The organism is Lysinibacillus sp. GW821-FHT14F06, assembly GCF_058803665.1.
The window spans coordinates 13907-37151 of the sequence record NZ_JBXAPF010000018.1; the positions used below are offsets into that span (position 1 = coordinate 13907).

The window sequence follows — 23245 nt, forward strand, 5'->3', positions numbered from 1 at the left end:
TGATATTAAATGTCCTTTTTAAATAATGCCCCTGGCCAAAAAGCATATTTACCCAAAACGGTAGTAATTGCTGGGACAAGTAAAGGACGAACAATGAATGTATCTAGGAGTACTCCAATGGCTGTAACAACACCGAATTGTACTAATACTTGAATTGGAAGTGTTGCAAGAACTGCAAATGTCCCAGCCAAGATAAGGCCAGCGGATGTTATGACACTGCCTGTTCGTACAACACCTTCCTCTACAGCAGTTAAATGATAAGTAGTCTTACGTTTTTTCCAAATCTCCGAAATCATAAAGATATTATAATCTTCTCCAAGTGCTACTAAAAAGACAAAGGCATATAGTGGGATTGCTCCTGAAATGGCTTCAGCTCCCATAAGATGATGTAAAATAAGCCAGCCAGCCCCAAGTGCACCAAAATAAGAAATAATAACAGTAGCTAATAAATAAACTGTCGCTGTAAGGGAGCGGAGATAGATAAATAATAATAGAGCGATTAAGGCAATCATCGTTGGCATAATGACCGTTTCATCCCTTACTGTAATTTGTTGTGTATCATATTGACTAGCTGTCTCTCCACCAATCCATATATGATGGTCTGCCTCTTTAATGCCTTCAGTTTCTAGCATTTTTACTACTTCTGCTTTGAGCTCTGGAATATGTGCTAATGATTCCTTAGCATAAGGATTTATATTTAAAGTTAGTTCATACAATTGTATGTGATTATTCTTTTCTCCAATTTGAACATCTGTAACACTATCAATATAAGAGATAGATGCTAATTGCTGTTGTAGGTTAATATCTGTTCCCTTAGTGTCAATGACGAGCTGTATAGGTGCTAATTCACCAGGCGAGAAGTTTTCTTCTATTAAAGTAAAGCCTTCACGTGACGGCATATCCTCAGGGAAGGATGATAATAAATCAAAAGTATATTGAATACGTGGCACGAATAAGGTTAAACCACCTAGTAATAATAAAGTTGCAACAATTACAATCCATGGTCTATGTGTCACAAAATGCCCGATTTTATGACTTGTTTTATGGGAAGGCTTGTGTTGCTTTTTCCCTTTCCTTTGAGCCATGTCCTCTGTTCTAGGTACGAATGGGAAAAAGGCTACGCGACCTATTAAGACAAGAATTGCTGGTAGGACAACAAGTGCCGCAATTCCCATTATAAGGACACCAAAGCTAAATGGAACTGCAAAGCGTTGGAATGCACCATAATGGGCAAGACTAAGAGTAGCTAGACCGATCACAACTGTTAAGGCACTCATTAAAATTGCTCCACCAGACTCCCTTACTGCAAGCTTCATGGCAGTTGTTTTATCCTCAACCTCAAATAAGATTTCGCGGTACTTTGAGATTAAAAATAGACAATAATCTGTACCTGCACCAAAGAGTAGTACGGTCATAATAGAAACAGCCTGTGAATCCTTAGCAATCCACCCATGATCGGCAAAGAAGCCAAGTGTTGGACTGATGATTCCATAAGCAAGGCCCACAACGAGTAAAGGAATAATAGCTAATAGTGGTGAACGATAAATAATAATTAATAACACTAAAACAAGGAGTACAGTAGCCATTAATAATTTTGTATCAGCTTTTGAGAAAAGGCTGACGGCGTCTGTTGCAATGCCAACCGGTCCAGAATAACGGACATGAAGTGCATCACTGCCTAAGTCCTTCTTTGATTGGACATTATATTGATCCATTGTTTTCGTCAATGCATTTAAACTCTCTTGCAAAATATCAGTTGCTAGCCCTTTTTCAAAGAAAACAGGAGTGACAATGGTTGTACTGTTTTCAGATGCGGATGCGGCAATGGCCTGCGTAGGCATTTGATCGTAGGGTGGGACGAGCGTTTGATGAGCTAAAGGTTTTTCGTTTAGTTCTCCATAAATCTTTTGGATAATACCAAAATCGTCTGTAGTTAGCCCACTTTCTCGATGCCAAACAAGTAATAAGGGTGTGCCTGCATCATTAGGGAATTGCTCTGCAATGATGGCAGCGGCCTGTTCTGACATTTCTGTACTAGGTAAATTTTTACCTGATTCACTTTCAATGCTATTGATTTGTGGCCAAGCAAAGGATAGTACAACAACAAGTAAAACCCAAAAGATAAGTGTTAGGACTCGCCCCTTTTTACTTGCTACTATTGAGCCCCATTGCTCAAGCGGATGTTTTTTCACAAGAAGACCTCCATTCGGTATAAGTATTATTAATTATATATACTAGTAGGTTAATTAATCAATTGCGAAATACTAATATGTTATACTATGTTTAAAAACAATGCTTTATAAGGAGGCGAATATGATGAAACAATCGCCGCGTGTTCTCGGAAGACCTCGCCATAATGAAAATGCAAAACCGACAAAAGATATTGTCCTTGAAACGGCCACAAGGCTTTTTATTAAAGAGGGCTACAAAAATATTTCGATGGATGATGTAGCAAAAGCTTGTAACGTGACAAAGGCAACCGTCTATTATTACTACCCAACAAAAGGCGATCTATATACATCTGCATTAATGGCAATGATGGATAGAATTAGACTAGCTATTCTACAAATTTTAGAGCAGCCAAGCCCCTTTAAAGAACGTCTGGAGCAACTTGTTGAAGTTCACTTATCAGCTACAGTAGATATTGACATGAAAAACTTTATGAGAGAGGCGACAATTAATTTATCGGAATCTCAGTTAAAAGAAGTACATGTCTCAGAAAATAAAATCTATCAAACAATTGAGCAAGCAATGCAGCTAGAGATGGAGAGGGGTACAATTCGTAAAGGAAATGCTACCTTTTTTGCGCATACATTTATGGCGATGATGTCCATTGGATATTTCAAAGATGGGGAAGGAAAGCGATTGTTTAACACAGTACAAGAAACAGCCAAAGAAGTGACCACCTTCTTTTGGCAATCTGTTCGTAATAATGAATAAGCACCTGTCATGGAATCGAAAAGGAATTAATAAAGGATGTTAGCCTAAAATCATCGCATCCATGCGATAACAGCTAGCTGACCTCCATCACGCAGGCCTAAGCTCAAAGCCGATTCCGGACGCAATTATACCGAGGCATAATGGATAAGGAGTTATCTCAAATATTGAGGTAACTTCTTTTTTTGTGATGCAGGTCACATTAATTGATAACAATTCTCATTTATAGTGTTGAATATAAAGTAAAGAGGAGAAACTGGAATGGCAATATCAGAACAACGTCTACCAACACATTTATTTTTAGCGAAATTAGGGAAAACGGTTTTACGCCCAGGTGGGAAAGAAGCAACGAATCGAATACTCGAGGCTTGCCAATTACATAAAGGAAGTCAAGTTCTAGAGGTTGCAACAAATATGGGCACTACTGCGATACACATAGCTAAAACATATAAAGCAAAAGTAATTGGCATAGATATCAACAAGGATGCGGTTCAAAAGGCAAATGACAATATCATTCGTGAAAACATTCAGCATCTTGTTCAAATTCAACAAGGTAATGCAACACAATTACCCTTTGAGGATGCATCATTTGATGTAGTTATCAATGAAGCCATGCTCACAATGCTTCCTCAAGAAATGAAGGAACAGGCATTGTCTGAATATATGCGTGTTTTAAAGCCAGGTGGTATTTTAGCAACACATGATTTAGTTATAAAGGCAGTGAACGAGGAAAATGTGTTAGAAGAAATACAGGCATTGCGTGATGTCATCATCGTAAAGGCGCAGCCATTAACTAAACAGCATTGGCAGACATTGTTTGAAAATGTAGGTTTTCAACAGATTGATGCACAGACAGGTGAGCTCCATCTAATATCCTTAGTAGGACTTGTTCGTGATGAAGGCTTGGATGGTTTAGCTCATATGATTGAGAATGCTCGAAAAAAACCAGAGGATGAAAAATATTTCCTTGAAATTATTGAACATTTCGATATGGCTCGTCAGCATTTTGGACACATCACTGTTGTAGCAAAAAAGCAAGGATAACGTATGGAAACAATCATCCAATTTCAACAGGTATCAAAATCCTTTGGTGCTAAACAAATCATTAAAAATTGCAATTTGAGCTTACGAGAAGGTGAGGTAGCTGTGATTATCGGACCTTCAGGGTGTGGGAAAACGACCTTTTTACATTTAGCCACAAAAGTATTGCAGCCAACATCAGGACAAGTCACATGCTTTGCAGATCGATTAGGTTACGTATTTCAGGAGCCGAGGCTATTACCGTGGTGCACATTATACGAAAATGTTGCTTTTAGCTGTAATGGTGTTGTAGATAAAGCTCAGATTATCAATCTACTGAATCGTGTCAAACTTGAGAATGAACTAGCTACGTTTCCAAAGCAATTATCTGGCGGTATGAAGCAACGGGCTTCCATTGCTAGAGCATTTGCTGGTAAACCAAAGCTTATTATGATGGATAAGCCTTTCTCGGCGTTAGATTATTGGATAAAAAAAGAGCTTATACAGGATGTTATTGATTTAATCGACAATGAGCATGTAAGTATGCTTTATGTAACACATGACTACGAGGAGGCAGGGGAGGTGCAGTAAGAATTACAATCATGGCAGAGTTATTAGGGACAAGTAATGGGGTTGGTGCAGCATTAACAATGGCTCGTATTAATATCAATACAGATAAAGTATTTGCTTGGACATTTATCAGTGTATTAACCATCATAGCCATTGATATATTTATATTAAATCCGTTAAAAGTAAAAATGATGAAATGGAATATGGAGGAATAACTATGACAATTATTCATATACAGACCGTGCTAGAAGAAAAGGCAAAGCATGTAGGAAAGCTAGGAAGTGTTGATGGTGCAGAGGTACTAAATATTCAATTACGTGCAGGTGAAAAAATTCCAGCGCATCATACTGATAATGAGGTATTAATTATTGTTCAATTTGGCGAAGTTCGCTTTATCATTGAAGAAGTAGAAGAAATGTTAACGGCAGATACAATATTAGCTTTAAAACCACTTGAGAGTCATAGTTTAGAGGCAATAACAGATACTCGTATTATCGTCATTAAATTAAAATAAACGAAAAAGCTCCGCGTAAGGAGCTTTTTCTATGTTTTAGACGATGCTGTTATTTAGGTAACCGTGCCACGATGAATTTTTTCATAGACATACAATATGTGAGTTCAAAATTGATATCCTCATTTATATTGAAAATGATTATTATTCTCACTATTATATAGGTAGAAGAACGATTCATTCTGTGATATAAGTCAAATTTGGAGGGATACATGTGAGCTGTCAAAAAGAATATTGTTTTTCAAAGGTACCGATATTTCAACATTTAAAAACACATGAGATGGAGAAAATTTCACATATTATAACACATCAACATTTTGATAAAGGGAATATTATCTTATTGGCTGGTGATCATAAGAAAAAACTATTTATCGTAAGGCATGGTCGAGCAAAGGTTTCACATATATCTACGGACGGGCGTGAATATGTTGTAAGGGTATTGGAAAAGGGTGATTTTTTTGGAGATGTGACCTTGTTCAAGGATGAGCCACAAAAATCCACGGTTGAGGCACTTGAGAAAACAGAAATCTGCTCTCTAGATGGTGAGGCGCTAATGAAAATATTAGCGGGAACACCTGTTACTTTATTTCATATGCTTGCCCAGCTTTCTACGCGTTTAGAGGAAACAGAGAATCATCTAAGTGAAGCAATCTATAAAGAGGTTGGCGAAAGACTTGCTGCTTTTATTCTGAAATCAGGGGCAACTGCCAAGAGTGATTCTTTTTTATTAACCATGAGTAAAAAAGATTTAGCGTCTTATCTTAATACAACTCGTGAAACATTAAGTCGACGTTTATCTGCATTCCAAAAAGAGGGGTACATAATGATGACTGGCAAAAAAATTACGATTCTTAATTTTGCTGCTTTGGAAAATTTATTATAGTCAGACAGTTAATAGTTGACTAAAACAATGAATTTTGAAAAGATTGTCGAAATTGTGATTTAGCTCATTGAAATAATGGACAAACAGTCTTATAATGAAGGTTGTAATGTCACCAAGACAAGATAAGGATGGAATTATGATGCGCTTTTTGCGGATTAAAGTTAACATTGTAATAACAAGTCATACGAATCGTTATCCAGCCCTTGTGACTGGTGAATGTGGAAGATATACGCTGTAACGACTGTTAAGTTTTACCTTAATGGTCTTTTTTACATGTAAGTAATAAAAAATAGTATTAGTGATGGCAAAGGAGAGTTCAACATGTCAGAAACGAATAACCAAACACAGGCTGAGCAAGTAACTGTGAGTAAAGAACAATTAGATGTCCTAGATCAATTATTAAAGCCTGAAGTTCAAGAATCTCTTACAACTTTAGTTGAGCAATTACCGAAGTTAACTGAAATGATGACATTATTAACGAAATCATACGAGTTTGCTCAAGCTGTTGCAACAGACGAAGTGCTTAAAAACGATACAGTTGGAGCAGTAACAGAAATGGCTGGTCCTGTAGTAGGCTCTGCAAAAAACCTTGCAGCAACTGCAATTGAAGCGAAAGACCGTGCATCTGAAAGCCATGAAGTAATTGGTTTATTCGGTCTTGTGAAAATGTTAAAAGACCCTCAAGTTCAAAATGTTTTCCGTTTTGTTAATGCTTTCTTACAAGTAAGCTCAGAACGCAAAGCTAAATAAGACTCAAGGTAAATTCAATTCGTAAGGACGGAGGATTAATTAATCATGTCAAAAGAAATCGTCATCTTAGGTGCTGGTTACGCTGGCGTTTTAACTGCATTAACAGCACGTAAGTATCTATCAGCTGATGAAGCTAAAATTACTGTAGTAAACCAATTCCCAACACACCAAATTATCACTGAGCTTCACCGCTTAGCTGGTGGTACAATTGCAGAAGGTGCTGTTGCTTTACCACTTAAAAAAATCTTTAAAGGTTTAGATATTGATTTACAAATTGCGAAAGTAACAAAATTCAATGTAGACACTAAAAAAGTAGACCTAGATACTGGTTATACATTAACTTACGATACACTTGTAGTATCTTTAGGCAGCCAAACTGGATTCTTCGGTATCCCTGGATTAGAAGAAAACTCAATGGTACTAAAATCAGTAAATGATGCCAATAAAATTAACAGACATATTGAGGACCGCATTAAAGCATATGCACAATCTAAAGATGAAGCAGATGCAACAATCGTTATCGGTGGTGGCGGTTTAACTGGTGTCGAACTTGTTGGTGAAATCGTGGATAATTTCCCGAAAATCGCTGCAAAACACGGTGTTAACTTTGCTGATCTTAAAATTAAACTTGTTGAAGCTGGTCCGAAAATCTTACCAGTACTTCCAGATGCACTTATCCAACGTGCTACTGAAAGCTTAACAAAACGCGGAGTAGAATTTATTACGGGTACGCCTGTAACTGGTGTAGATGGTAATGTTATTTCTCTTAAAGACCGTGAACCAATCGTTGCAAACACGCTTGTTTGGACTGGTGGGGTAGCTCCACTACCAATCGTAGGCGAATCTGGTCTTGCAGCAGATCGCGGTAAAGCAACAATCAACGAATTTTTACAATCTACATCTCACGAAGATGTATTTGTTATTGGTGACGCATCTGTAGCATTACCAGCTGATGGTGGTCGTCCACTGTACGCTCCAACTGCTCAAGTTGCGTGGCAAATGGGTGAATTTGCTGGCTACAACGTATTCGCACAATATAAAAACCAAGAGATGAAATCATTCTCAGCTGTGAACTCTGGTACACTTGCAAGCTTAGGCCGCAAAGACGCAGTTGCTACGATTGGTGCTAGCAACACAGAGCTTAAAGGTCTTCCAGCAACACTTATGAAGGAAGCGTCTAACATTCGCTATTTAACACATATTAAAGCACTATTCGGCTTAGCATATTAAAAACATAACACTCACTACTATTACGCTGATAGTAGTGAGTGTTTTTTTCTAAAAATGTATATTAATCACTTTAAATCCAGTAAAATAAATAAGATTCAATAATCTATTTTCTGAGGTGATGGGCTGTGTTAACAATGTTTCAATCAAAAAAAGTAGATATAGAGCAATTTAAGGCTAAAATTGATGAACTGAATGGAAAGCTGGATAAGAAAGATCATGAATTTCAAATTTTTTTAAATGAGTTACATAAGGATATCATTGAAACCATTGAACAACATAACAAGGTAAATGATCAGCATGTTATTTTAGGAGAAATGGTTGCTGATATTGTAGGAGAATTTAATAAAGTTGAGGATAGCACAATTCAATCCAATAAAATTTCTGAAGACGCGCTAGATAAAGGTAATTTATTAATTTCTTCCTCGGATCAAATGATGACATTATCGGTTGAAAGCAAGCAGGCTGTCCAGGAAGTAGAACAGCTTATTGATACGTTAGGAGAGCAGTCTCAAAAAACATCTTTAAGCATGAGTAATTTAAGTGAGCGCTCGAAACAAATAGCGGAAATTGTAAATGTTATTGGGGAAATTTCAAATCAAACAAATTTACTAGCCTTGAATGCATCGATTGAGGCAGCAAGAGCAGGGGAGCATGGTAAGGGCTTTTCAGTTGTTGCTGAGGAAGTTCGCAAATTGGCTGAAAACACGAAAACTAGCACAGAAGATATTGCTAATTTAACAAAGAAAATTGAAGAACAAATTGGACTTGCTTACGAGGATAATAAAAATAATATGCAGCTAGTATCAGAAGGTATTGACAAAAGCGCTAAAACCTCGGTAAAAATTGATCAATTACTGCACATTATGACGAATGTTCAAACGGGAATTAATGAGCTATTAGCCTCAATAAAAGATCAAAAGCTATCGAACGAAGATGTTATTCATAAATTTAATACGACTACAGCCTTATTTGATAAAACAAATCGCGTACTAACAAGCCATATTGATGAATCAGAAATCGTGACGAAAAAATTATTAGAGGCAGTAGATCAAGTAAAGCATTTCCCAACTGAAAGATAAATAATAGTACTTCATTCAATAGAAGTTTAATAAAGAACCCTGTATAGCACCTTTTCAACTTCTTAGTGACTTCTACAGGGTCATTTAATTATTTCAAATCGCCAACCTTTTCTTTCAATGCGGCTAATTGATCTGGATAGTTTTTTTCAGTAATTTCAGTCCATAATTCTGCATCTTTAATGCCGCATCTTTCTGGAATAAAGACTGGATCAAGGCCCATTTTCTTTTGTTCTTCATAATCTCTTAAGGTAGCAATACCTGGCTTTGTTAAGAGGATAATAGCAATTAGGTTTAGCCAAGCAAGCGTACCTACACCAATATCCGCAAGATTCCAAGCAGTTGAGGATGAACGAATAGTTCCAAAAAAGATGGAAATGACCAATAATACTTTTACAACAACTGCAATAGTCGGAAAGTTTTTATTGTTTTTAAATAAGTAAGCAACATTACTTTCTGTATATACCCCAAAAGCAAGCATAGTAGTAATCGCAAAGAAAAATACAGCAATCGCTACAAACGGGCTTCCTAAGCCAGGGATAAATGAGTTGATTGCCTCTTGAGCGAAAGCAGTACCAGCTTCAACTCCTGGAAGATTCTCGACTATAAATCCACCATTAGGATGGGCAATATTGTAACTACCTGTGGAAATAATCATAATGGCTGTTGCTGTACAAACAAGTAATGTATCTACATAGACAGAGAATGCTTGAACAAGCCCTTGTTTGGCAGGATGAGATACCTCTGCGGTACCTGCTGCTTGTGCTCCTGTACCTTGACCTGCCTCATTTGAATAAGCACCTCTTTTTACTCCCCACATTATTGCATTCCCAAACACAGCCCCGAATGCAGCATTTAAATTAAAGGCCGAGCTAAAAATTAAAGCAAATATAGCAGGTACTTCTTTGATATTGATAAATAAAATGACGAATGCAAGAAGGATGTAAGCAGTTGCCATAAACGGTACAGCATACTCAGCAACTTTACCAACTCTTTTAATACCGCCAAAAATTGCAAATCCAAATATTGCAGAAACAATAATACCTGTGATTATTGGTGAAATACCGAATGCATTTTTTGTAGAATCTGCAATGTTAAAGGCTTGGACACCAGAGCCAGTGAAACCCGTTGCTAAAATAGTAGCGATGGCGAAAAGTATAGCAAATGGCTTATTTTTTAACCCTTTTTCGATATAGTATGCCGGTCCTCCACGATACTCTCCTGCGATTTCTTGTTTCCAAACCTGTGCTAACGCTGACTCTATATAGGCAGCACCAGCTCCTAAAAAGGCGATGACCCACATCCAAAAGATAGCCCCTGGTCCTCCAAAATAAATAGCTGTAGCTACACCTGCGATATTCCCAATACCGACACGTCCACCTAATGCCATAGCAAAGCTTTGAAAAGATGAAACGCCATTTGCTGAAGTTTTTCTATTAAATAATTGTTTAATCATATCTTTGAAGAGACGCAGCTGTGGAAACTTCATGAGAAGCGAAAAGTAAACTCCCGCTCCTAAACAAAGATAAACTAAAGCATTACTCCATATAATTCCAGCTATTTTTCCTGTTAAAGCGGCAAAATCCATATAACAACCTCTTTCTATTTTGTTATGTGTCTTTCTAAAATTAGTAGGTAACAATTGAAATTGGAGGATTTGAAAACCCCATTTTGAATGAAGTTCCTCTTTATTTAAAATAAACTTTTAATTAATGTATCAATCATGATAGGCATTTCTTTAAAAGCGCTATCCACATGCAATCTTTCTGTTTTTTGATGTGCATCTTTGCCAAATGGACCAACATTTAATACAGGGCCTTGTAATGCAGTCATTTCTTTAAATGGAATACTATACGTATCGCCCCATACTGGTGTGTTCCGTTCAAATACTAGCCACTCATTGGATTCATCTGAATAGTTAACATAGCTTAAATCACAAATTCCGTTAAAGTAATGGATCTGCTCCACCTCAATATCAAATGTTCGAGCCGTTTTCTTCATCAATTCAATCGACTGTTTCACTAGTGGATGATTGGATGAATTAATCGCAGGGTAGTATGGTGGTGCATATAACAGTACCGTCGCGGGTGCTAATTCCTGACAGCGAATCATGAGCTGATCCACAATACGAATTGATTTTTCACGATCATCCCATGCACTATGTTGAAGAACCTGCTGTTTAATAGATTGTACTTCTTCAGCACCTAATTTATCGATGGCATGCTCCAAAAGTGCCTCGTAACGTAATACCTTTACTTTGCCTACACCCTGTACTTTTTCTCGTGTACAAATGTGTTGATATTGTTCATTGCAAGCAGCCATAGCTTGTAACGCGACTTGCTCAAAAATAGCCATGACTTCTGCAGCCGTACGCTTTAACAAAAAGACATTGTAAAGTGCCGCAGCTCGATAAGGTGTTTGTGTAGAATACTCCATTTTCAAATCTTTTAATTGTAGAGATACTGGTAGTGGCGTGCTTTCGCCTAGATCTGTTTCACGGAAAAGTGGGTTCCACTCCATATGCTGTGTCATATAGGAAGCAATAAAGTTAGCCGTCATCCCTTTTAATGGTTCACCCACATGTGTCTCTTTTCCATAGAACAATGCAGCAGGCATGATTTTACCAATTGTCCCTGAATAGATATATTCATTCGTATCAGATGGCCCTTGCGAAAAGGAAGGTTCACTATTTAAAAACAATTTATAGGTTAAACCATGTTGTTCACGAAGTCTCACAAGCTCCACCACTGCTGCTCTCATTCCAGCTGAGTTGACTTCCTCATCAGGAACGGTAGTTAAAATCAAATTAATGGGCCATTGTTCAAAGCTTGCCTTTTCAATCAACTGCATGTGTAACGCAAGACCCATTTTCATATCCATTGTGCCGCGTCCAAATAAATAATTCCCTGATTCCAAATCAATGCGAGCCGCTTCTGGTAAATCTTCTTTGTACTTAGGCTCCATTAGCTTTTTGGTTAATTCTTCAGGATAAAATGCTAATGGCTCAAGTTCTCCATATTCCTCCGTATGCACTGTATCAAAGTGACTAATTAACACAATAGTTTCTGTTGCAGTTGGATGTTTGTAGAATGCTGTAACAGCATTTCTTCCAAGTCCTGCATCGTGTAACTCAATGAACTTAGGATGTTTTTTATAGTATGGAAGCGTTAACAATTTATCTTTTAATTTATAGGCAAATTCATTTTCTCCCTTTGTTAAAGTTCTGCTTTCCCAGCTAACAATTTCACATAGTAGGGCACGTAGTTTTTCAGGTGTATTCCACATATAAGTATTCATTATATTGCTCCTTTTATAGTAAACTGTGAATTTTTTAGATATTAATCATTAAGCAAGATATTTTTGATTACTAAATATTCCACTATACGAAATTTAATCTGCATAATGGAATATAAATTATCGTAAAGGGAAAATATAAAATTGTCAATTTTAATTTTTATGAATACTTGTAATTTTCCGTACTAATTGAGTGGATCCTATGCACATATTTCATCTAGCATCTATTTATATACTTAAAAATTAGTTAAAATAAATGAAACTACATTCAAAAGCAGGGGCTACATGAAAATAATTGTAGGTACATAAAAATTTGATAATTTGCATGAATAATAATGATTCCCCTAAAAGCATTGAATCTATAAAAACTTTAAGATAGAGGTCATATAGGATAAAGGAAGGGAGAAAATGAAATGATTCAATCAATAGAAAGAGCAATGGTAGTCATAAATATGCTGGCAAGACATCCAAAACGTTTTTTTTCTGTGCAGGAAATTTTTAATGAAACAGAATTACCAACTAGCACAATTTACAGAATATTATATACATTAGAAAATTTTGATTTAGTAGAGAGAAATGATAATAAAAAGGAATTTCGACTGGGCTATACATGGTTGCAACTTGGCATGAAAATGTATCACGAGACGGATATTAGAGAAAAAGCGCATCCTCTCTTAGAAAACCTTGCCTATAATGTTCGTGAAACCATCTACTTAAGTATTGCCAAGCAGTTCGCATCCATTATTATTGATAGAATTGATAGTCCTAAAAATGTTCGGATTATTGATATGATTGGCGAGAAAATCCCATATCCTATTGGAGCTCCTAATAAAGTATTGCTTGCATTTTCTAAAAGTGATCTACAGCAGCAATTTTTGAAACAACTTGAGGAACGAGAGAAAGAAGAATTGATTGGGGACCTCAATGGTGTGAGAGAAAAAGGCTTTGCCATAAGCTTCGGGGAAAAAACAAAGGGAACAGTATCCATAGCAGCACCTATATTTGATTCAAATAAACAACCCATTGCAGCCATTAGTGCAGAGTGTTTTGAATATGATACAGATGCTGAAAAATTAGAGAGTATAGCTCAAGAAGTCATTAAAACGGCACAGCAACTATCACATGAATTAGGATATATATAAAAACTTTTTAATAACCATCTAGTGTCAATATTAAGCCGACATTAGATGGTTAATTTTTTTCATCAAAAGAGTGATATTTCAGTTTTGAATTACTGTTGCCTGTTACTTACAATCCTTCGGGAGCTCCCGTCGCATCATCATTCATGCAGAAATACAATGCGTTACTCCGAGACTTGTTTCAATAATTCGTTCTTACTCGTTTTCAGCATCCCGAGCTCTCTGGGAAGAACAGCCTTATTTACTCTTCTCTTCATTGTATGCATAAGTCTATAATTCTAGTAAATTGCTAGTTTTCTGTAGGTATTTCTTAAGCTCTGTTAATATTGCTTGGCATATAATTATGGATTCTACAGTGTTGTTTGTTATTTCAAGAGAATGATTCGCATTTTCTATAATAGAAAGATGATGGGAGGATAGTGGCTCGACCCTTTCCTTCGAATAATGAGGATCAGCTGTACCAATTGCTAGAAATGCATTTTTTTCTACAAGGTTTTGTCCAATGTGCTCGAATGACAATAATGGTGTGAGAATAACATAACGAGAAAATACAGCTGGACATTGCTGCATATAAAAATCGATAATCGGTAATGTTCCAAGTGATTTACCTATGTATACAACCTCCTGATAAGGTTTTGTATGTAAAATATATTCTACAATAGGATCTGCTACCTGATAAACCATTTCTGATATAGCTTTTGGGTCCTGCTCAAACTGCTGCTGCTCAAATGCATAGCACACCTGTACAATATCATAGCCTAGCTCTAGCATTAGCTGAGTAGAATAATAAAGGAGTGGCTTTTCATAGGTATAACCTGTGCCAGAGAACATAAAGCATACTTTGCTGCTCGTATTATCAAAAAAATTGTATGGGATATTATTGTGTTGTGCTTTTATTTGTTTAATTTTCACAAAAATTCCTCCTCATCATACCAAATCGTTGAAAAATCAATATACCCTAAGTAATTAAAGCTTAATTCTAATATATCATGAGCAAACGGTATATCATCGAGATGTGTAAATAGTGGTATCAAAATAGCTTCTTCCATTAAATAGTCGTATAGTGCATCATACAGTAATGGCCATTCAGATTTTGAAGTACATTTGAATTGGTTAAGTAGATTGTTAAAATATATATCATCTTTGCAGACTTTATAAATTGGAGAGTCTGGGCTAAACATAGCCTGTAATTTATTAAAGGCTGTAGGTATAGATATAACATTCGTATACACAAGTACATCATGATGAAGTTGTTGTAGACTATATTTAATATATTGAGATAGTGTTAATGTATCCACTTGTGGTTGATAACCATATTGTTTAAAAGCTGAAACTAAGTGCTGGTTCAAATTGCTCTTTCCTTTAGATACAGCAATTTTAAAATTTTCATTTGTACCTAGTGGTGGAATACTACTATTAAAATCCCTTAAATGATTCTTTAATGATGGATTACTTTGAAGGAATCTACATAAATGCTTATGTATAATGTTTTTTATGTGCTGTCTTTTAATTTTAGTTGAACAAACCTCTGTATTTTTATTTAATATGATGGCACAAATCCCATTTTGGATATTCATTTTTTTATGATGAATAGAAGTTAAAAAATTTGTTTGAAAAAATGAATTTAGTGATTTTGGTAGTAAGTTCAGTTCCACTGTTTGCAATAAAGCCTGCATGCCAAAATAATTATCATAAGCTTTTAAAACAATTTGATTGGTCGTATATGTTGAAATTGCAAATGAACCTGTTCCATAAATGATAGTATCTACAGTTTTGTAGATACTTGATTGAATATCGGTCAGCAAGTATAGCACGTATGTGCAAGATTCCGAAAGAATAATATCTATTGTCCACATATCCACAATTTTAATTTCTTGGATAGGCTTCCATAGAGGAAGGTGAAGTAATTGACGTAAACACCAAACGACGTCTTTTGCTGTTAGTAAATCACCATTGTGGAAAGTAACATTTTTTCGCAAATAAAGACGCAATTTTTGATCGTTCATTTTCCAGTGATGGGCGAGAGACGGAATAATAGTACCAACAGTATCTGCTTCGACCAAACGATTTGTAATATTGGATAAAAGTGCAGCACTATAAGCATCATTCACTTGATCGGGTTGAAGATTATAAATAGGGTGGTAGATTGGCACTATCAATCGTTCATTATATACGATGTTATTTGTAATGTTTTGTTGATATAGTTGCTTTAAGCTTATAGCTAGAGAATCTGTTATATGGGGAAATGCAAATAACTCTTCCCAATCCATCATCGTCATTACTGAAATATGAGGTTTCATTGCATCTACAATCATTTTTTCAATATCTTGGTGCCATTGAATTTTGGATAAGTGCCCGCGCCCATTTCCAGCCTGATAACTTAGCCAATTGTGCTGCTGAAATAATTTAAGATAACGATTTAATTGCTTCGTACTAATATGTAATAAAGCAGCTAATTGCTGTTGATTGAAAGTACCGTTTTTTTTGTGGCAATACAGTGAAAGTAAATGGAAAAGTGTTTTATTTTTTGATAGAAAGGTGGACATTTACTATCTCCTTTTGTCTCTTTTTATACAAATTATTCTCTTTTATAATGTTACCATAACAAGGAGGAGAACATTTATGAAGGCTATTATTATGAATGAGTTTGGCTCTGCTGATGTTTTGCAGTATGTAGAATGTCCAATTCCTAGTATAAGTTCTGGGGAGGTATTAATACGTACAACCTACACAAGTGTAAATTTTGCTGATATTAAAAACAGAACAGGGAATAAGGCTAAAGCAAATTTTCCAATGATTTTAGGTTTAGATGTAGCGGGTGTAGTTGAAGATGTATTTGATGAGAATAGTATGTTTAAAAAAGGAGATCTAGTTATTGCATTTCCGAAAAATGGAGCTTACGCAGAATATGTAGTGGCAAAGGAGCAGCTTGTATTTCGTATTCCTAATGATGTCCCAGTGGAGAAAGCAGCTGCAGCACCAACAGTTTTATTTTTATCCTATCTGCTGACACACCAAATTGCGCCCATTCCAGAAAATGAAGATGTATTAATTCATGCTGCCTCTGGAGGAGTAGGGACAATGCTTATTCAAATGGCCAAAAATCTAGGGGCAAGAAAAATTATTGGAACGGTTAGCAATATAGAGAAAGCGAGTATTGTTTATGAGCTTGGTGCGCATCATGTAGTGACCTATGAGAACTTTAGTACGCAAGTTAATGACTATACAGATGGACATGGTGTAAACATCATTTTTGATTCCATTGCAGGCAATGTAACGGAAGAAAGCTTAAGCTGTTTAGCCTCATATGGTACCCTTGTGCAATTTGGGAATAGCGGTGGTAAAGCGGGGCAAATCATGACCTCAGATTTACATAGTAGCTGCCGTAATATCAAGGGATTTAGTCTAGGAACAACCCGAAAGCTTAAGCCTGAGTTATTACAACAGGTTGCCCAAAATATTTTTACTCTATTAAAGAATAAGAGCTTTCAAGTACCAGTTGCTAAAGTTTTCGCATTAGAGGATATGCAAGAAGCACATAGGTTAATGGAAAGTCGTCAGCATCAGGGAAAGATTTTAATAAAAATATAAAATATTCAACCCTCTGTAAGATGATTGTACAGAGGGTTAATTGTTTTTATTTTCCGTCAGTGACGGTCAAGATGCCGCATTGAAGCATACCGGCAAATCCAGCCATAGCTCTATGTGCTGCTGCCTCACCTACACGTGCATAAGCGACAATTACGGATGAGCCGTCATTCGCCTCATTTGCTAAAAAGACAGTTTCACCTGTAGTTCTAACAGCCTTGTCCAAAGCTATTAGAAAAGCCGCATCGCCATTCCAAGCAAGGGTATATAAATAACCTGTAGAGCTATCAAGATGACCTGAGCGCAATTGATCAATTTCTGTTCTAGTATAACCTTGTTCTACAACTGCTAGAATGGTATCCTCTTTTAATTGCTCACCTGTAAAATCTGCCGGCTCACTTATTTCATAAGCCTTCATATCAGGCTGAGAATCAAAAGTACTTCTATAAAAATTATTTATTTTCTGTGAGTCATTGATTAAGCGACAATCAGGCATGACTCCAGTAGAACCAGTATAGGAAATTCCATGAGCTAACCAAGCCAAGCCCATACCAACATATGCATTATATCCTGACGAAGGGAAAAACTTGCGACCGGAATTTATAGTTACTAAGCCACCTATAGCTACAGAGGCCATTGTTTCTGAGGAGTCCAAGGTTGACCATCTGTCCATTACATATGTTCCGTATTTATATAAAACGTCATATTTTGGATAATCTGTAGCGGAAGCATGACTTGACAAAACATCTAAATATAAACCAAGTCCACCAACATGCAGAATAGGACCATTGACAGCGAAATTAGCAAATTTTTGATTTCTCCAGCAATCAACAGTATCTTCTAAAGCATTGAAACTTGGATTTGTTATGCTATCCATCCAAGAGGCAATTTGATTGGCTAAAGATTCTGTTGCAAGCAGTAGACGGTTTTGGTCGATAGTATCCAAATCATTGTAAACTCGCTCGTAAGCTATTACTAAGCCTGCTAACACAATACCACCAGATGGAGAGCCTCCTAAAGTAGCATTGCTGAATAAAAGCGATTGGCCAGAGTTATTCTGTAATCCCTCCATAGCCGTTAAGGTAGCTAAAACTGCTATTTTCACCTGTTCCTTTATGGAAGAGGAAGGAATTTTATCATATAAGCTTGCTAAAAACTGTAATTGATTGCCCAAACGCTGAAAGCGAAGATTTACTTCTTGACCATTACTTCCAGAACGAATGGCAGCTACTTGTGAATAATTTTCATTATAGCAACAGCCTTCAGGGAAATGCTCATTAAAAAATCGGATAGCTTCGTCTAATGTCAATTTTGTGGTCATGATTTCACTCCTTGATCGTATTTTGAAGGTAAAAGAACTTTCATATATCATTCAGTGTATTAAGTTTTTCAACGATTCTTCGCTTGCGATAGAGCATAATTCCTGTTTCAGATACATCTTGCATCATCCCCTTATTAGCATAGGCACCGAAAATCATTCCAGCAATAGGAATCATCTGAAATAGCTTCTTCCAGCCTAGCTGATCTCGATACGTAAAAAATACTTCCTGCCAGCCTTGAAGCTGTGAAACCATGTTTTCAGATGCATGATTAGTATCATGCATAGAAGACAGCTCCTTTAATATGGCCTCCTTGCCCACGATATCAGCAGAAGTAAATTGTAGGCATTTAACAATAAAAATACGCTCCATTTTATCATTTGGATCATAGCCATGAATAATGGCTATTTCTTGTAAGGTTTTTAAAGCCATTCCTAAAATAAATGGGATATCAATGGCTAATGTAAAGATACCACCAAAGCCAGTAGAAGCACCTTGCACTGTTGCTAATTTCACACGTTCTTCCTGTAATTTATCACTAAGAGCAATCATATCCTCTAAAGGCATTTGTCCAATATCGGAAATATCAAAAATATGCTGAAACGAAGAAGTGCTACGAATTTTTTGCATCATTGCCTGTTCATTAATTAAATATTTACCGCCTGATTGAACATAGCTCCCTAATTCATCGACAAGTAAGGCTATCTTATTTTGAAGAAAAGAAGGAGTCATCTTGTCTAAAATTTTAAATGGAATACGTCCTAGCTTCTCCCAAAACCATAAATCCTTTTGATCCTTTTCCCAAGCTTGAATTTCTTGCAAATGCTTTTCTAATTGCTCTCGATTTTCCATTTTGTCGATTCCCCTTTGGTATGCATTATCCTGCATAAAACGGACAGTAAGACCACCACTTCAAAAATTAAGAGATGAACTGCCAGTGATAGCTCGATTTGTTTAACTACCATTCAGTAGGGATGAGGAAAATCCTTACTGAATGAAGTCCTCTTTATTTACAATACGAGGAAATTTGGTAAAAGGTTTCGATAGTTTTGTTAAATTTTAAATAGCTTTACATTTGAAGTAGAAGCTTGCTTACTAAAATGGTAGAAAAACTTTTAAGATAAGGAACTTAATAAATCAAAAAGCGTCGAACGGAAAATATAGTATAAAAAGAGGATGTTATCATTGAAGAAAATAATGGTTATTATCTTATTAATAGTTGTTTTAGATGGGTGTAGCTCAAATACAGATTTGTTAAATACAGAATTACAAGAGTCTTTTCATACAATGATAAATAATAAAAATAATACAGTTATAGATTTGAATGAAATTGCAAAATTTGATTGGGAAAAAGCATATCTTTTTTCGCCGTATACTTCGAAGGATAGCATAAATAATACGCTAGGTTTGAAATTTATAGGTGATAGCAGAATAGAGACCAGTGATGATATTTATTTAATTATTTATGTGAACAAAGAGAAGATTGTTCTATACTCTGAAATTGATAGGCATCAGTCAGATATTTCGGTAGCAAATGGTTCCTATCTTACTCCAGAGAACTCTTTGATAACAGTTACACACCAGTGATTCATATGCCTCTTTAGGTGCAGCCTGCTTTCCAGGTGGCTGCAAGCAAAGCAATACCTTCAGTGATCTGTTCAAGTGTTAGCCCACCATAGCCTATAATGACCATTGCATGTTGAGAACTCTGTTGATATGAGGCTGAGCATGGATAGACAGCAATTCCTACTTGTATGGCTAGTTGTATGGCTCTTTGCTCGGAAAGCCATGAGGGTAATTTGATAACAATATGAAGCCCTGACTTTTCACCAATTATCTTGAACTCCTCTGAAAAATGCGCATGTATAGCTGCTAGCAAGGTCTGTTGCTTTTTACGATAAATCGTACGCATTTTAGCTAGATGCTTATCGAATAATCCCTGTCCAATAAACTCGGCTAAAACAAGCTGATCGATTTTTGATACAACCGATTTTTGATCTTGATGAAAAAGCTGATAATCATCTACTAAAGAATGAGGTAAAATCATATAACTTATACGCAGTGATGGGATAAGAGTTTTAGAAAATGTGCCAAAATAGATAACACGCTGAAGCTGATCCATTTTCGCTAAAGAGGGAATGGGAAGTCCCTTAAAGCGAAATTCTGAATCATAATCATCTTCAATAATAAAGGCCCCTTTAGATGTAGCCCATTGCAGAATAGCAGCGCGGCGCTCAATAGGCATGACCATTCCAAGTGGAAACTGATGTGCAGGCGTTGTGTATAACAAGTGTAGAGATTCAGTAGGGATTGTAACACCCGATTTATCAACAGGAATAGCATGGGCGAACAATCCACATTGCTGTACTGTTGAACATACCCGTTTAAAGCCAGGGTCTTCAATGCCTACATGTGTTTTTGAGCCAAAGAAATGGCATAATGCCTGAAGTTGATTTTGTGTACCACTATACACAAACACTTGAGATGCCTCACATTGCACGCCTCTTGAACGTGCCACATAACTTGCAATCTCTTCACGCAATGTCCATTCACCTTGCCACGGACTAGTCGTTAAATTTCCCATATTCAAGTGTTTTTTCAACAACTTATGCCAGCTGGTAAAAGGGAAAGCCGTTTTATCCACATGCCCGTTGTGAAAGTCATAATTAATCGTATGTGAAATAGCTGATGAGGCTGGGGAGGTGTGTTTCTGTAAATGCTGATCCCATTCAAATTCAAAGGGAGCAATAAAATAGCCTAAGCGTTCCTTACTATAGATATAGCCTTCAGCTAGCAATTGCTCATAGGCCTCCTGTACCGTATGGATACTAACATTCAATGTTTTAGCAAGAGCTCGCTTGGAAGGGAGCTTATCCTGCGCACAAAGCTTTTTGTTGATGATAGCTACTTTGATTTCTTCATAAATTTGAACATATTTTGCTATATCTTTAGTAAATGAAATGGAAAGCTCCATCATGCACCTCTCCCTGGTATGGTGTATTTTTTGATATTTGGTTCTGTCTATCATATCAAAATTGCCGTTTAATAGTAAAAAAAGGAGTGAGGTCACATGCATTTTATAGCATTAGAAAATGAAACAGTATTACTAAGACCACTGGATAAAGTGGATGTACAGGGTATTTTAGAGGCTGTCAATTTTCCAGAAATATGGCTGCACATGTCTACTGCTATGGAAAATATAGAGGATGTGAATGGCTTTGTGGATAATGCCTTAGCGATAAAAGAGAAGAAAACAGAATTTCCATTCGTCATAGTGGATAAGGAATCTGGACAGATTATCGGTTCAACTAGATTTATGGATATAGATGATAAACATAAACGGCTCGAAATAGGTACAACATGGCTGATACCCGCTTATTGGAGGACTGCTATTAATACGAATTGTAAATATTTGTTATTACAATATTGTTTTGAGATTTTAAATTTTCAACGTGTACAAATTAAAACAGACCATGAAAATTACCGTTCTCAAAAGGCAATTGAGCGCATTGGAGCAATAAAAGAGGGGGTTTTACGTAATCATATGATTCGTAAAGACGGTACGATTCGCCATACAGTTATGTACAGTATAACAAAGGAGGATTGGCCAGAGGTTAAAATGAAATTACAGCAATTATTGGATTAATCTCCTATTAATTAGGTAAAATATAGTATTTAATTACGCTATATATCTATTTTTATCTTAAAAAGTGTTGAAAATAAAATGGAAGGGTAGAATACCTAAAACTTGAAAGAGGGTAATCTACTTGAAACCAAAATTGACACTAAGGCAAATTTACGGTAATCATGCTGTGTATACACCAAGAACGCCATACAGTGATAATCCCTGGATGATGGATGATCCACATAAACTAGATGCCTTAACATCTAGGGAAGTGGCAATCGCGGATATACCTGTGTTAGTACATCGTGCCACGCAAACAGCAAAAGCACAAGAGCTTCATGAATTAGCAGGGATACCGTGGGTGGAACAGCCTTATAGTTATGAAACGCAAGAGGAATATATTGCACAGGTTCAATCTTGGTGTGAAGAAGGGAAGACAATTGTCTGTCAATATATTCATGATACAGAGCATATGAATCGGGATTGTTATTGGATGGACGCGGAGAAATTTAATGAGCTAAATACAAAAGCATATATTGATCACTTAATAGATAGCAAATTTGTCCCCAGTCGCTTAAATGTGGAAACGTATAGACTTTCAGATGCTATTAAAAATTGGCAGCCACCTGTCGTTTTGAAGCCGGGTGATGATTCTCCCACTTCCGGAGGGTATGGGGTCATTATTTGCCAGAATAAAAATGAGCTCACAGATGGGTTACGACAGTTTCGTATGACAGGTACGGAGAGCGTTATTATTGAGGAGCTATTACAGACAAAGGATAACTATAGCTGTCAGTTTGTTTATTCGGAAGAGCTAGGTATTCAGTTTTTAGGAGCCTCTCAGCAAATAACAGATGATAATGGTATCTATGAAGGAAATATCATCATTGATAAAGTACCGAATAAGGTTATCGAAGTGGGACGACATATTATGGAAAGAGGGGTAGCGGAAGGCTTTGTAGGAATAGCAGGCTTTGATTTAATAGTTACCGAGGCTGGAGACGTTCAGGCAATTGACTTGAATTTCAGGCAGAACGGCTCAACCTCTATGCTAATGTTTCATGATGCACTAGGCAAGCCCATAAATAAATTTGCCTCCTATGTAGCAAAAAATCCTCGACAAAATGAATCCTTTTATCAAACGATCAAAAAATTCATAGCACAAGGTGTCCTATTTCCATTATCCTTCTATGATGGAGACTATTTTTCTGAGTCTGTTGAATCGAGATTTGTGGGAATCTGGTATGCTGATACTTTAGAGAAAATTGAAACATATGAACAAGAAATATTATATTAGAAAAAG

The 23245-nt window shown here is 36.4% G+C and carries 23 protein-coding genes; 15 read left to right on the forward strand and 8 right to left on the reverse strand.

Annotated elements, in window-relative coordinates; all coding sequences use genetic code 11:
* Positions 1-5: 5 nt before the first annotated feature.
* The gene (locus AC1RNS_RS15875; protein WP_492994013.1) at positions 6-2192 is read right to left on the reverse strand and encodes an MMPL family transporter; all 2187 of its coding nucleotides are present in this window, start codon (positions 2190-2192) and stop codon (positions 6-8) included.
* 121 nt (positions 2193-2313) lie between these two features.
* Between AC1RNS_RS15875 and AC1RNS_RS15880 the strand changes: the two genes are divergently transcribed.
* The 10 genes from AC1RNS_RS15880 (at position 2314) to AC1RNS_RS15925 (ending at position 8980) form a co-directional block, all read left to right on the forward strand.
* Positions 2314-2940 carry a TetR/AcrR family transcriptional regulator gene (locus AC1RNS_RS15880; RefSeq protein WP_492994014.1) on the forward strand — a complete coding sequence of 209 codons (627 nt, stop codon included), beginning with the start codon at positions 2314-2316 and terminating at the stop codon, positions 2938-2940.
* Between the two features lie 258 nt (positions 2941-3198).
* Entirely contained in the window at positions 3199-3981 is a 783-nt protein-coding gene (locus tag AC1RNS_RS15885; protein ID WP_492994016.1) for a class I SAM-dependent methyltransferase, read from the forward strand.
* Between the two features lie 3 nt (positions 3982-3984).
* Positions 3985-4548: an ATP-binding cassette domain-containing protein gene (locus AC1RNS_RS15890; protein WP_492994018.1), complete on the forward strand. Its 564-nt coding sequence runs from the start codon at positions 3985-3987 to the stop codon at positions 4546-4548.
* Positions 4549-4559: 11 nt separating this feature from the next.
* A complete protein-coding gene (locus AC1RNS_RS15895) occupies positions 4560-4742 on the forward strand; it encodes a hypothetical protein (protein WP_492994019.1) in 183 nt (60 codons plus the stop codon).
* A 2-nt stretch (positions 4743-4744) separates the two neighbouring features.
* Complete coding sequence (locus AC1RNS_RS15900; RefSeq protein WP_492994020.1) at positions 4745-5041, forward strand: cupin domain-containing protein; 297 nt, start codon at positions 4745-4747, stop codon at positions 5039-5041.
* Between the two features lie 211 nt (positions 5042-5252).
* Complete coding sequence (locus AC1RNS_RS15905) at positions 5253-5921, forward strand: Crp/Fnr family transcriptional regulator (RefSeq protein ID WP_492994022.1); 669 nt, start codon at positions 5253-5255, stop codon at positions 5919-5921.
* Positions 5922-6027: 106 nt separating this feature from the next.
* Complete coding sequence (locus AC1RNS_RS15910; protein WP_492994023.1) at positions 6028-6159, forward strand: hypothetical protein; 132 nt, start codon at positions 6028-6030, stop codon at positions 6157-6159.
* 83 nt (positions 6160-6242) lie between these two features.
* On the forward strand, positions 6243-6671 hold the full coding sequence (locus AC1RNS_RS15915) for a helical membrane plugin domain-containing protein (RefSeq protein ID WP_205446557.1): 429 nt from the start codon (positions 6243-6245) through the stop codon (positions 6669-6671).
* A 45-nt stretch (positions 6672-6716) separates the two neighbouring features.
* Positions 6717-7901 (forward strand): NAD(P)/FAD-dependent oxidoreductase, encoded by a 1185-nt coding sequence (locus AC1RNS_RS15920; RefSeq protein ID WP_427543194.1) that lies wholly within the window; start codon positions 6717-6719, stop codon positions 7899-7901.
* Between the two features lie 134 nt (positions 7902-8035).
* Positions 8036-8980 (forward strand): methyl-accepting chemotaxis protein, encoded by a 945-nt coding sequence (locus AC1RNS_RS15925; protein WP_492994159.1) that lies wholly within the window; start codon positions 8036-8038, stop codon positions 8978-8980.
* An 88-nt stretch (positions 8981-9068) separates the two neighbouring features.
* Here the strand turns inward: AC1RNS_RS15925 and AC1RNS_RS15930 are convergent, their stop codons facing one another.
* Together AC1RNS_RS15930 and AC1RNS_RS15935 are read right to left on the reverse strand one after the other, a co-directional pair.
* Positions 9069-10565, reverse strand: coding sequence for an alanine/glycine:cation symporter family protein (locus tag AC1RNS_RS15930; protein WP_492994026.1), 1497 nt, complete (start codon positions 10563-10565; stop codon positions 9069-9071).
* A 104-nt stretch (positions 10566-10669) separates the two neighbouring features.
* Positions 10670-12274: a M20/M25/M40 family metallo-hydrolase gene (locus AC1RNS_RS15935; protein ID WP_492994028.1), complete on the reverse strand. Its 1605-nt coding sequence runs from the start codon at positions 12272-12274 to the stop codon at positions 10670-10672.
* A gap of 410 nt (positions 12275-12684) precedes the next feature.
* Here AC1RNS_RS15935 and AC1RNS_RS15940 point away from each other — a divergent pair, with 410 nt between their 5' ends.
* Entirely contained in the window at positions 12685-13413 is a 729-nt protein-coding gene (locus AC1RNS_RS15940; RefSeq protein WP_492994029.1) for an IclR family transcriptional regulator, read from the forward strand.
* Between the two features lie 267 nt (positions 13414-13680).
* Here the strand turns inward: AC1RNS_RS15940 and AC1RNS_RS15945 are convergent, their stop codons facing one another.
* Both AC1RNS_RS15945 and AC1RNS_RS15950 read right to left on the reverse strand, forming a co-directional pair.
* A complete protein-coding gene (locus tag AC1RNS_RS15945) occupies positions 13681-14322 on the reverse strand; it encodes a hypothetical protein (protein WP_492994031.1) in 642 nt (213 codons plus the stop codon).
* A complete protein-coding gene (locus AC1RNS_RS15950; protein WP_492994033.1) occupies positions 14319-15956 on the reverse strand; it encodes an ABC transporter substrate-binding protein in 1638 nt (545 codons plus the stop codon). Before AC1RNS_RS15950 ends, AC1RNS_RS15945 begins: the two co-directional genes overlap by 4 nt.
* Positions 15957-16032: 76 nt before the next feature.
* Here AC1RNS_RS15950 and AC1RNS_RS15955 point away from each other — a divergent pair, with 76 nt between their 5' ends.
* Positions 16033-17001 (forward strand): quinone oxidoreductase family protein, encoded by a 969-nt coding sequence (locus tag AC1RNS_RS15955; protein ID WP_492994035.1) that lies wholly within the window; start codon positions 16033-16035, stop codon positions 16999-17001.
* 46 nt (positions 17002-17047) lie between these two features.
* On the opposite strand, the gene AC1RNS_RS15960 is transcribed toward AC1RNS_RS15955, so the two are convergent.
* Both AC1RNS_RS15960 and AC1RNS_RS15965 read right to left on the reverse strand, forming a co-directional pair.
* Positions 17048-18319 carry a hypothetical protein gene (locus AC1RNS_RS15960; RefSeq protein ID WP_492994036.1) on the reverse strand — a complete coding sequence of 424 codons (1272 nt, stop codon included), beginning with the start codon at positions 18317-18319 and terminating at the stop codon, positions 17048-17050.
* Positions 18320-18359: 40 nt separating this feature from the next.
* The gene (locus AC1RNS_RS15965) at positions 18360-19169 is read right to left on the reverse strand and encodes an EcsC family protein (protein ID WP_492994037.1); all 810 of its coding nucleotides are present in this window, start codon (positions 19167-19169) and stop codon (positions 18360-18362) included.
* A gap of 333 nt (positions 19170-19502) precedes the next feature.
* Between AC1RNS_RS15965 and AC1RNS_RS15970 the strand changes: the two genes are divergently transcribed.
* Entirely contained in the window at positions 19503-19904 is a 402-nt protein-coding gene (locus AC1RNS_RS15970; RefSeq protein WP_492994039.1) for a hypothetical protein, read from the forward strand.
* A 13-nt stretch (positions 19905-19917) separates the two neighbouring features.
* Here the strand turns inward: AC1RNS_RS15970 and pdxR are convergent, their stop codons facing one another.
* On the reverse strand, positions 19918-21291 hold the full coding sequence (pdxR, locus tag AC1RNS_RS15975; protein ID WP_492994041.1) for a MocR-like pyridoxine biosynthesis transcription factor PdxR: 1374 nt from the start codon (positions 21289-21291) through the stop codon (positions 19918-19920).
* Between the two features lie 96 nt (positions 21292-21387).
* Here pdxR and AC1RNS_RS15980 point away from each other — a divergent pair, with 96 nt between their 5' ends.
* Both AC1RNS_RS15980 and ldmS read left to right on the forward strand, forming a co-directional pair.
* Positions 21388-21963 (forward strand): GNAT family N-acetyltransferase, encoded by a 576-nt coding sequence (locus tag AC1RNS_RS15980; protein WP_492994043.1) that lies wholly within the window; start codon positions 21388-21390, stop codon positions 21961-21963.
* Between the two features lie 121 nt (positions 21964-22084).
* A complete protein-coding gene (gene ldmS, locus AC1RNS_RS15985) occupies positions 22085-23239 on the forward strand; it encodes an L-aspartate--L-methionine ligase LdmS (protein ID WP_492994045.1) in 1155 nt (384 codons plus the stop codon).
* Positions 23240-23245 lie beyond the last annotated feature (6 nt).

Bases quoted from the DNA above. Each gene is read 5' to 3' on its own strand.
- AC1RNS_RS15925 (WP_492994159.1), top strand. From the start codon at position 8,036: ATGTTTCAATCAAAAAAAGTAGATATAGAGCAATTTAAGGCTAAAATT.
- AC1RNS_RS15890 (WP_492994018.1), top strand. From the start codon at position 3,985: ATGGAAACAATCATCCAATTTCAACAGGTATCAAAATCCTTTGGTGCT.
- AC1RNS_RS15910 (WP_492994023.1), top strand. From the start codon at position 6,028: ATGTCACCAAGACAAGATAAGGATGGAATTATGATGCGCTTTTTGCGG.
- AC1RNS_RS15915 (WP_205446557.1), top strand. From the start codon at position 6,243: ATGTCAGAAACGAATAACCAAACACAGGCTGAGCAAGTAACTGTGAGT.
- AC1RNS_RS15955 (WP_492994035.1), top strand. From the start codon at position 16,033: ATGAAGGCTATTATTATGAATGAGTTTGGCTCTGCTGATGTTTTGCAG.
- AC1RNS_RS15900 (WP_492994020.1), top strand. From the start codon at position 4,745: ATGACAATTATTCATATACAGACCGTGCTAGAAGAAAAGGCAAAGCAT.
- AC1RNS_RS15950 (WP_492994033.1), bottom strand. From the start codon at position 15,956: ATGTCCACCTTTCTATCAAAAAATAAAACACTTTTCCATTTACTTTCA.
- AC1RNS_RS15895 (WP_492994019.1), top strand. From the start codon at position 4,560: ATGGCAGAGTTATTAGGGACAAGTAATGGGGTTGGTGCAGCATTAACA.
- AC1RNS_RS15885 (WP_492994016.1), top strand. From the start codon at position 3,199: ATGGCAATATCAGAACAACGTCTACCAACACATTTATTTTTAGCGAAA.
- AC1RNS_RS15960 (WP_492994036.1), bottom strand. From the start codon at position 18,319: ATGACCACAAAATTGACATTAGACGAAGCTATCCGATTTTTTAATGAG.
- AC1RNS_RS15920 (WP_427543194.1), top strand. From the start codon at position 6,717: ATGTCAAAAGAAATCGTCATCTTAGGTGCTGGTTACGCTGGCGTTTTA.
- AC1RNS_RS15930 (WP_492994026.1), bottom strand. From the start codon at position 10,565: ATGGATTTTGCCGCTTTAACAGGAAAAATAGCTGGAATTATATGGAGT.
- AC1RNS_RS15980 (WP_492994043.1), top strand. From the start codon at position 21,388: ATGCATTTTATAGCATTAGAAAATGAAACAGTATTACTAAGACCACTG.
- AC1RNS_RS15935 (WP_492994028.1), bottom strand. From the start codon at position 12,274: ATGAATACTTATATGTGGAATACACCTGAAAAACTACGTGCCCTACTA.
- pdxR (WP_492994041.1), bottom strand. From the start codon at position 21,291: ATGGAGCTTTCCATTTCATTTACTAAAGATATAGCAAAATATGTTCAA.
- AC1RNS_RS15940 (WP_492994029.1), top strand. From the start codon at position 12,685: ATGATTCAATCAATAGAAAGAGCAATGGTAGTCATAAATATGCTGGCA.
- AC1RNS_RS15880 (WP_492994014.1), top strand. From the start codon at position 2,314: ATGATGAAACAATCGCCGCGTGTTCTCGGAAGACCTCGCCATAATGAA.
- AC1RNS_RS15965 (WP_492994037.1), bottom strand. From the start codon at position 19,169: ATGGAAAATCGAGAGCAATTAGAAAAGCATTTGCAAGAAATTCAAGCT.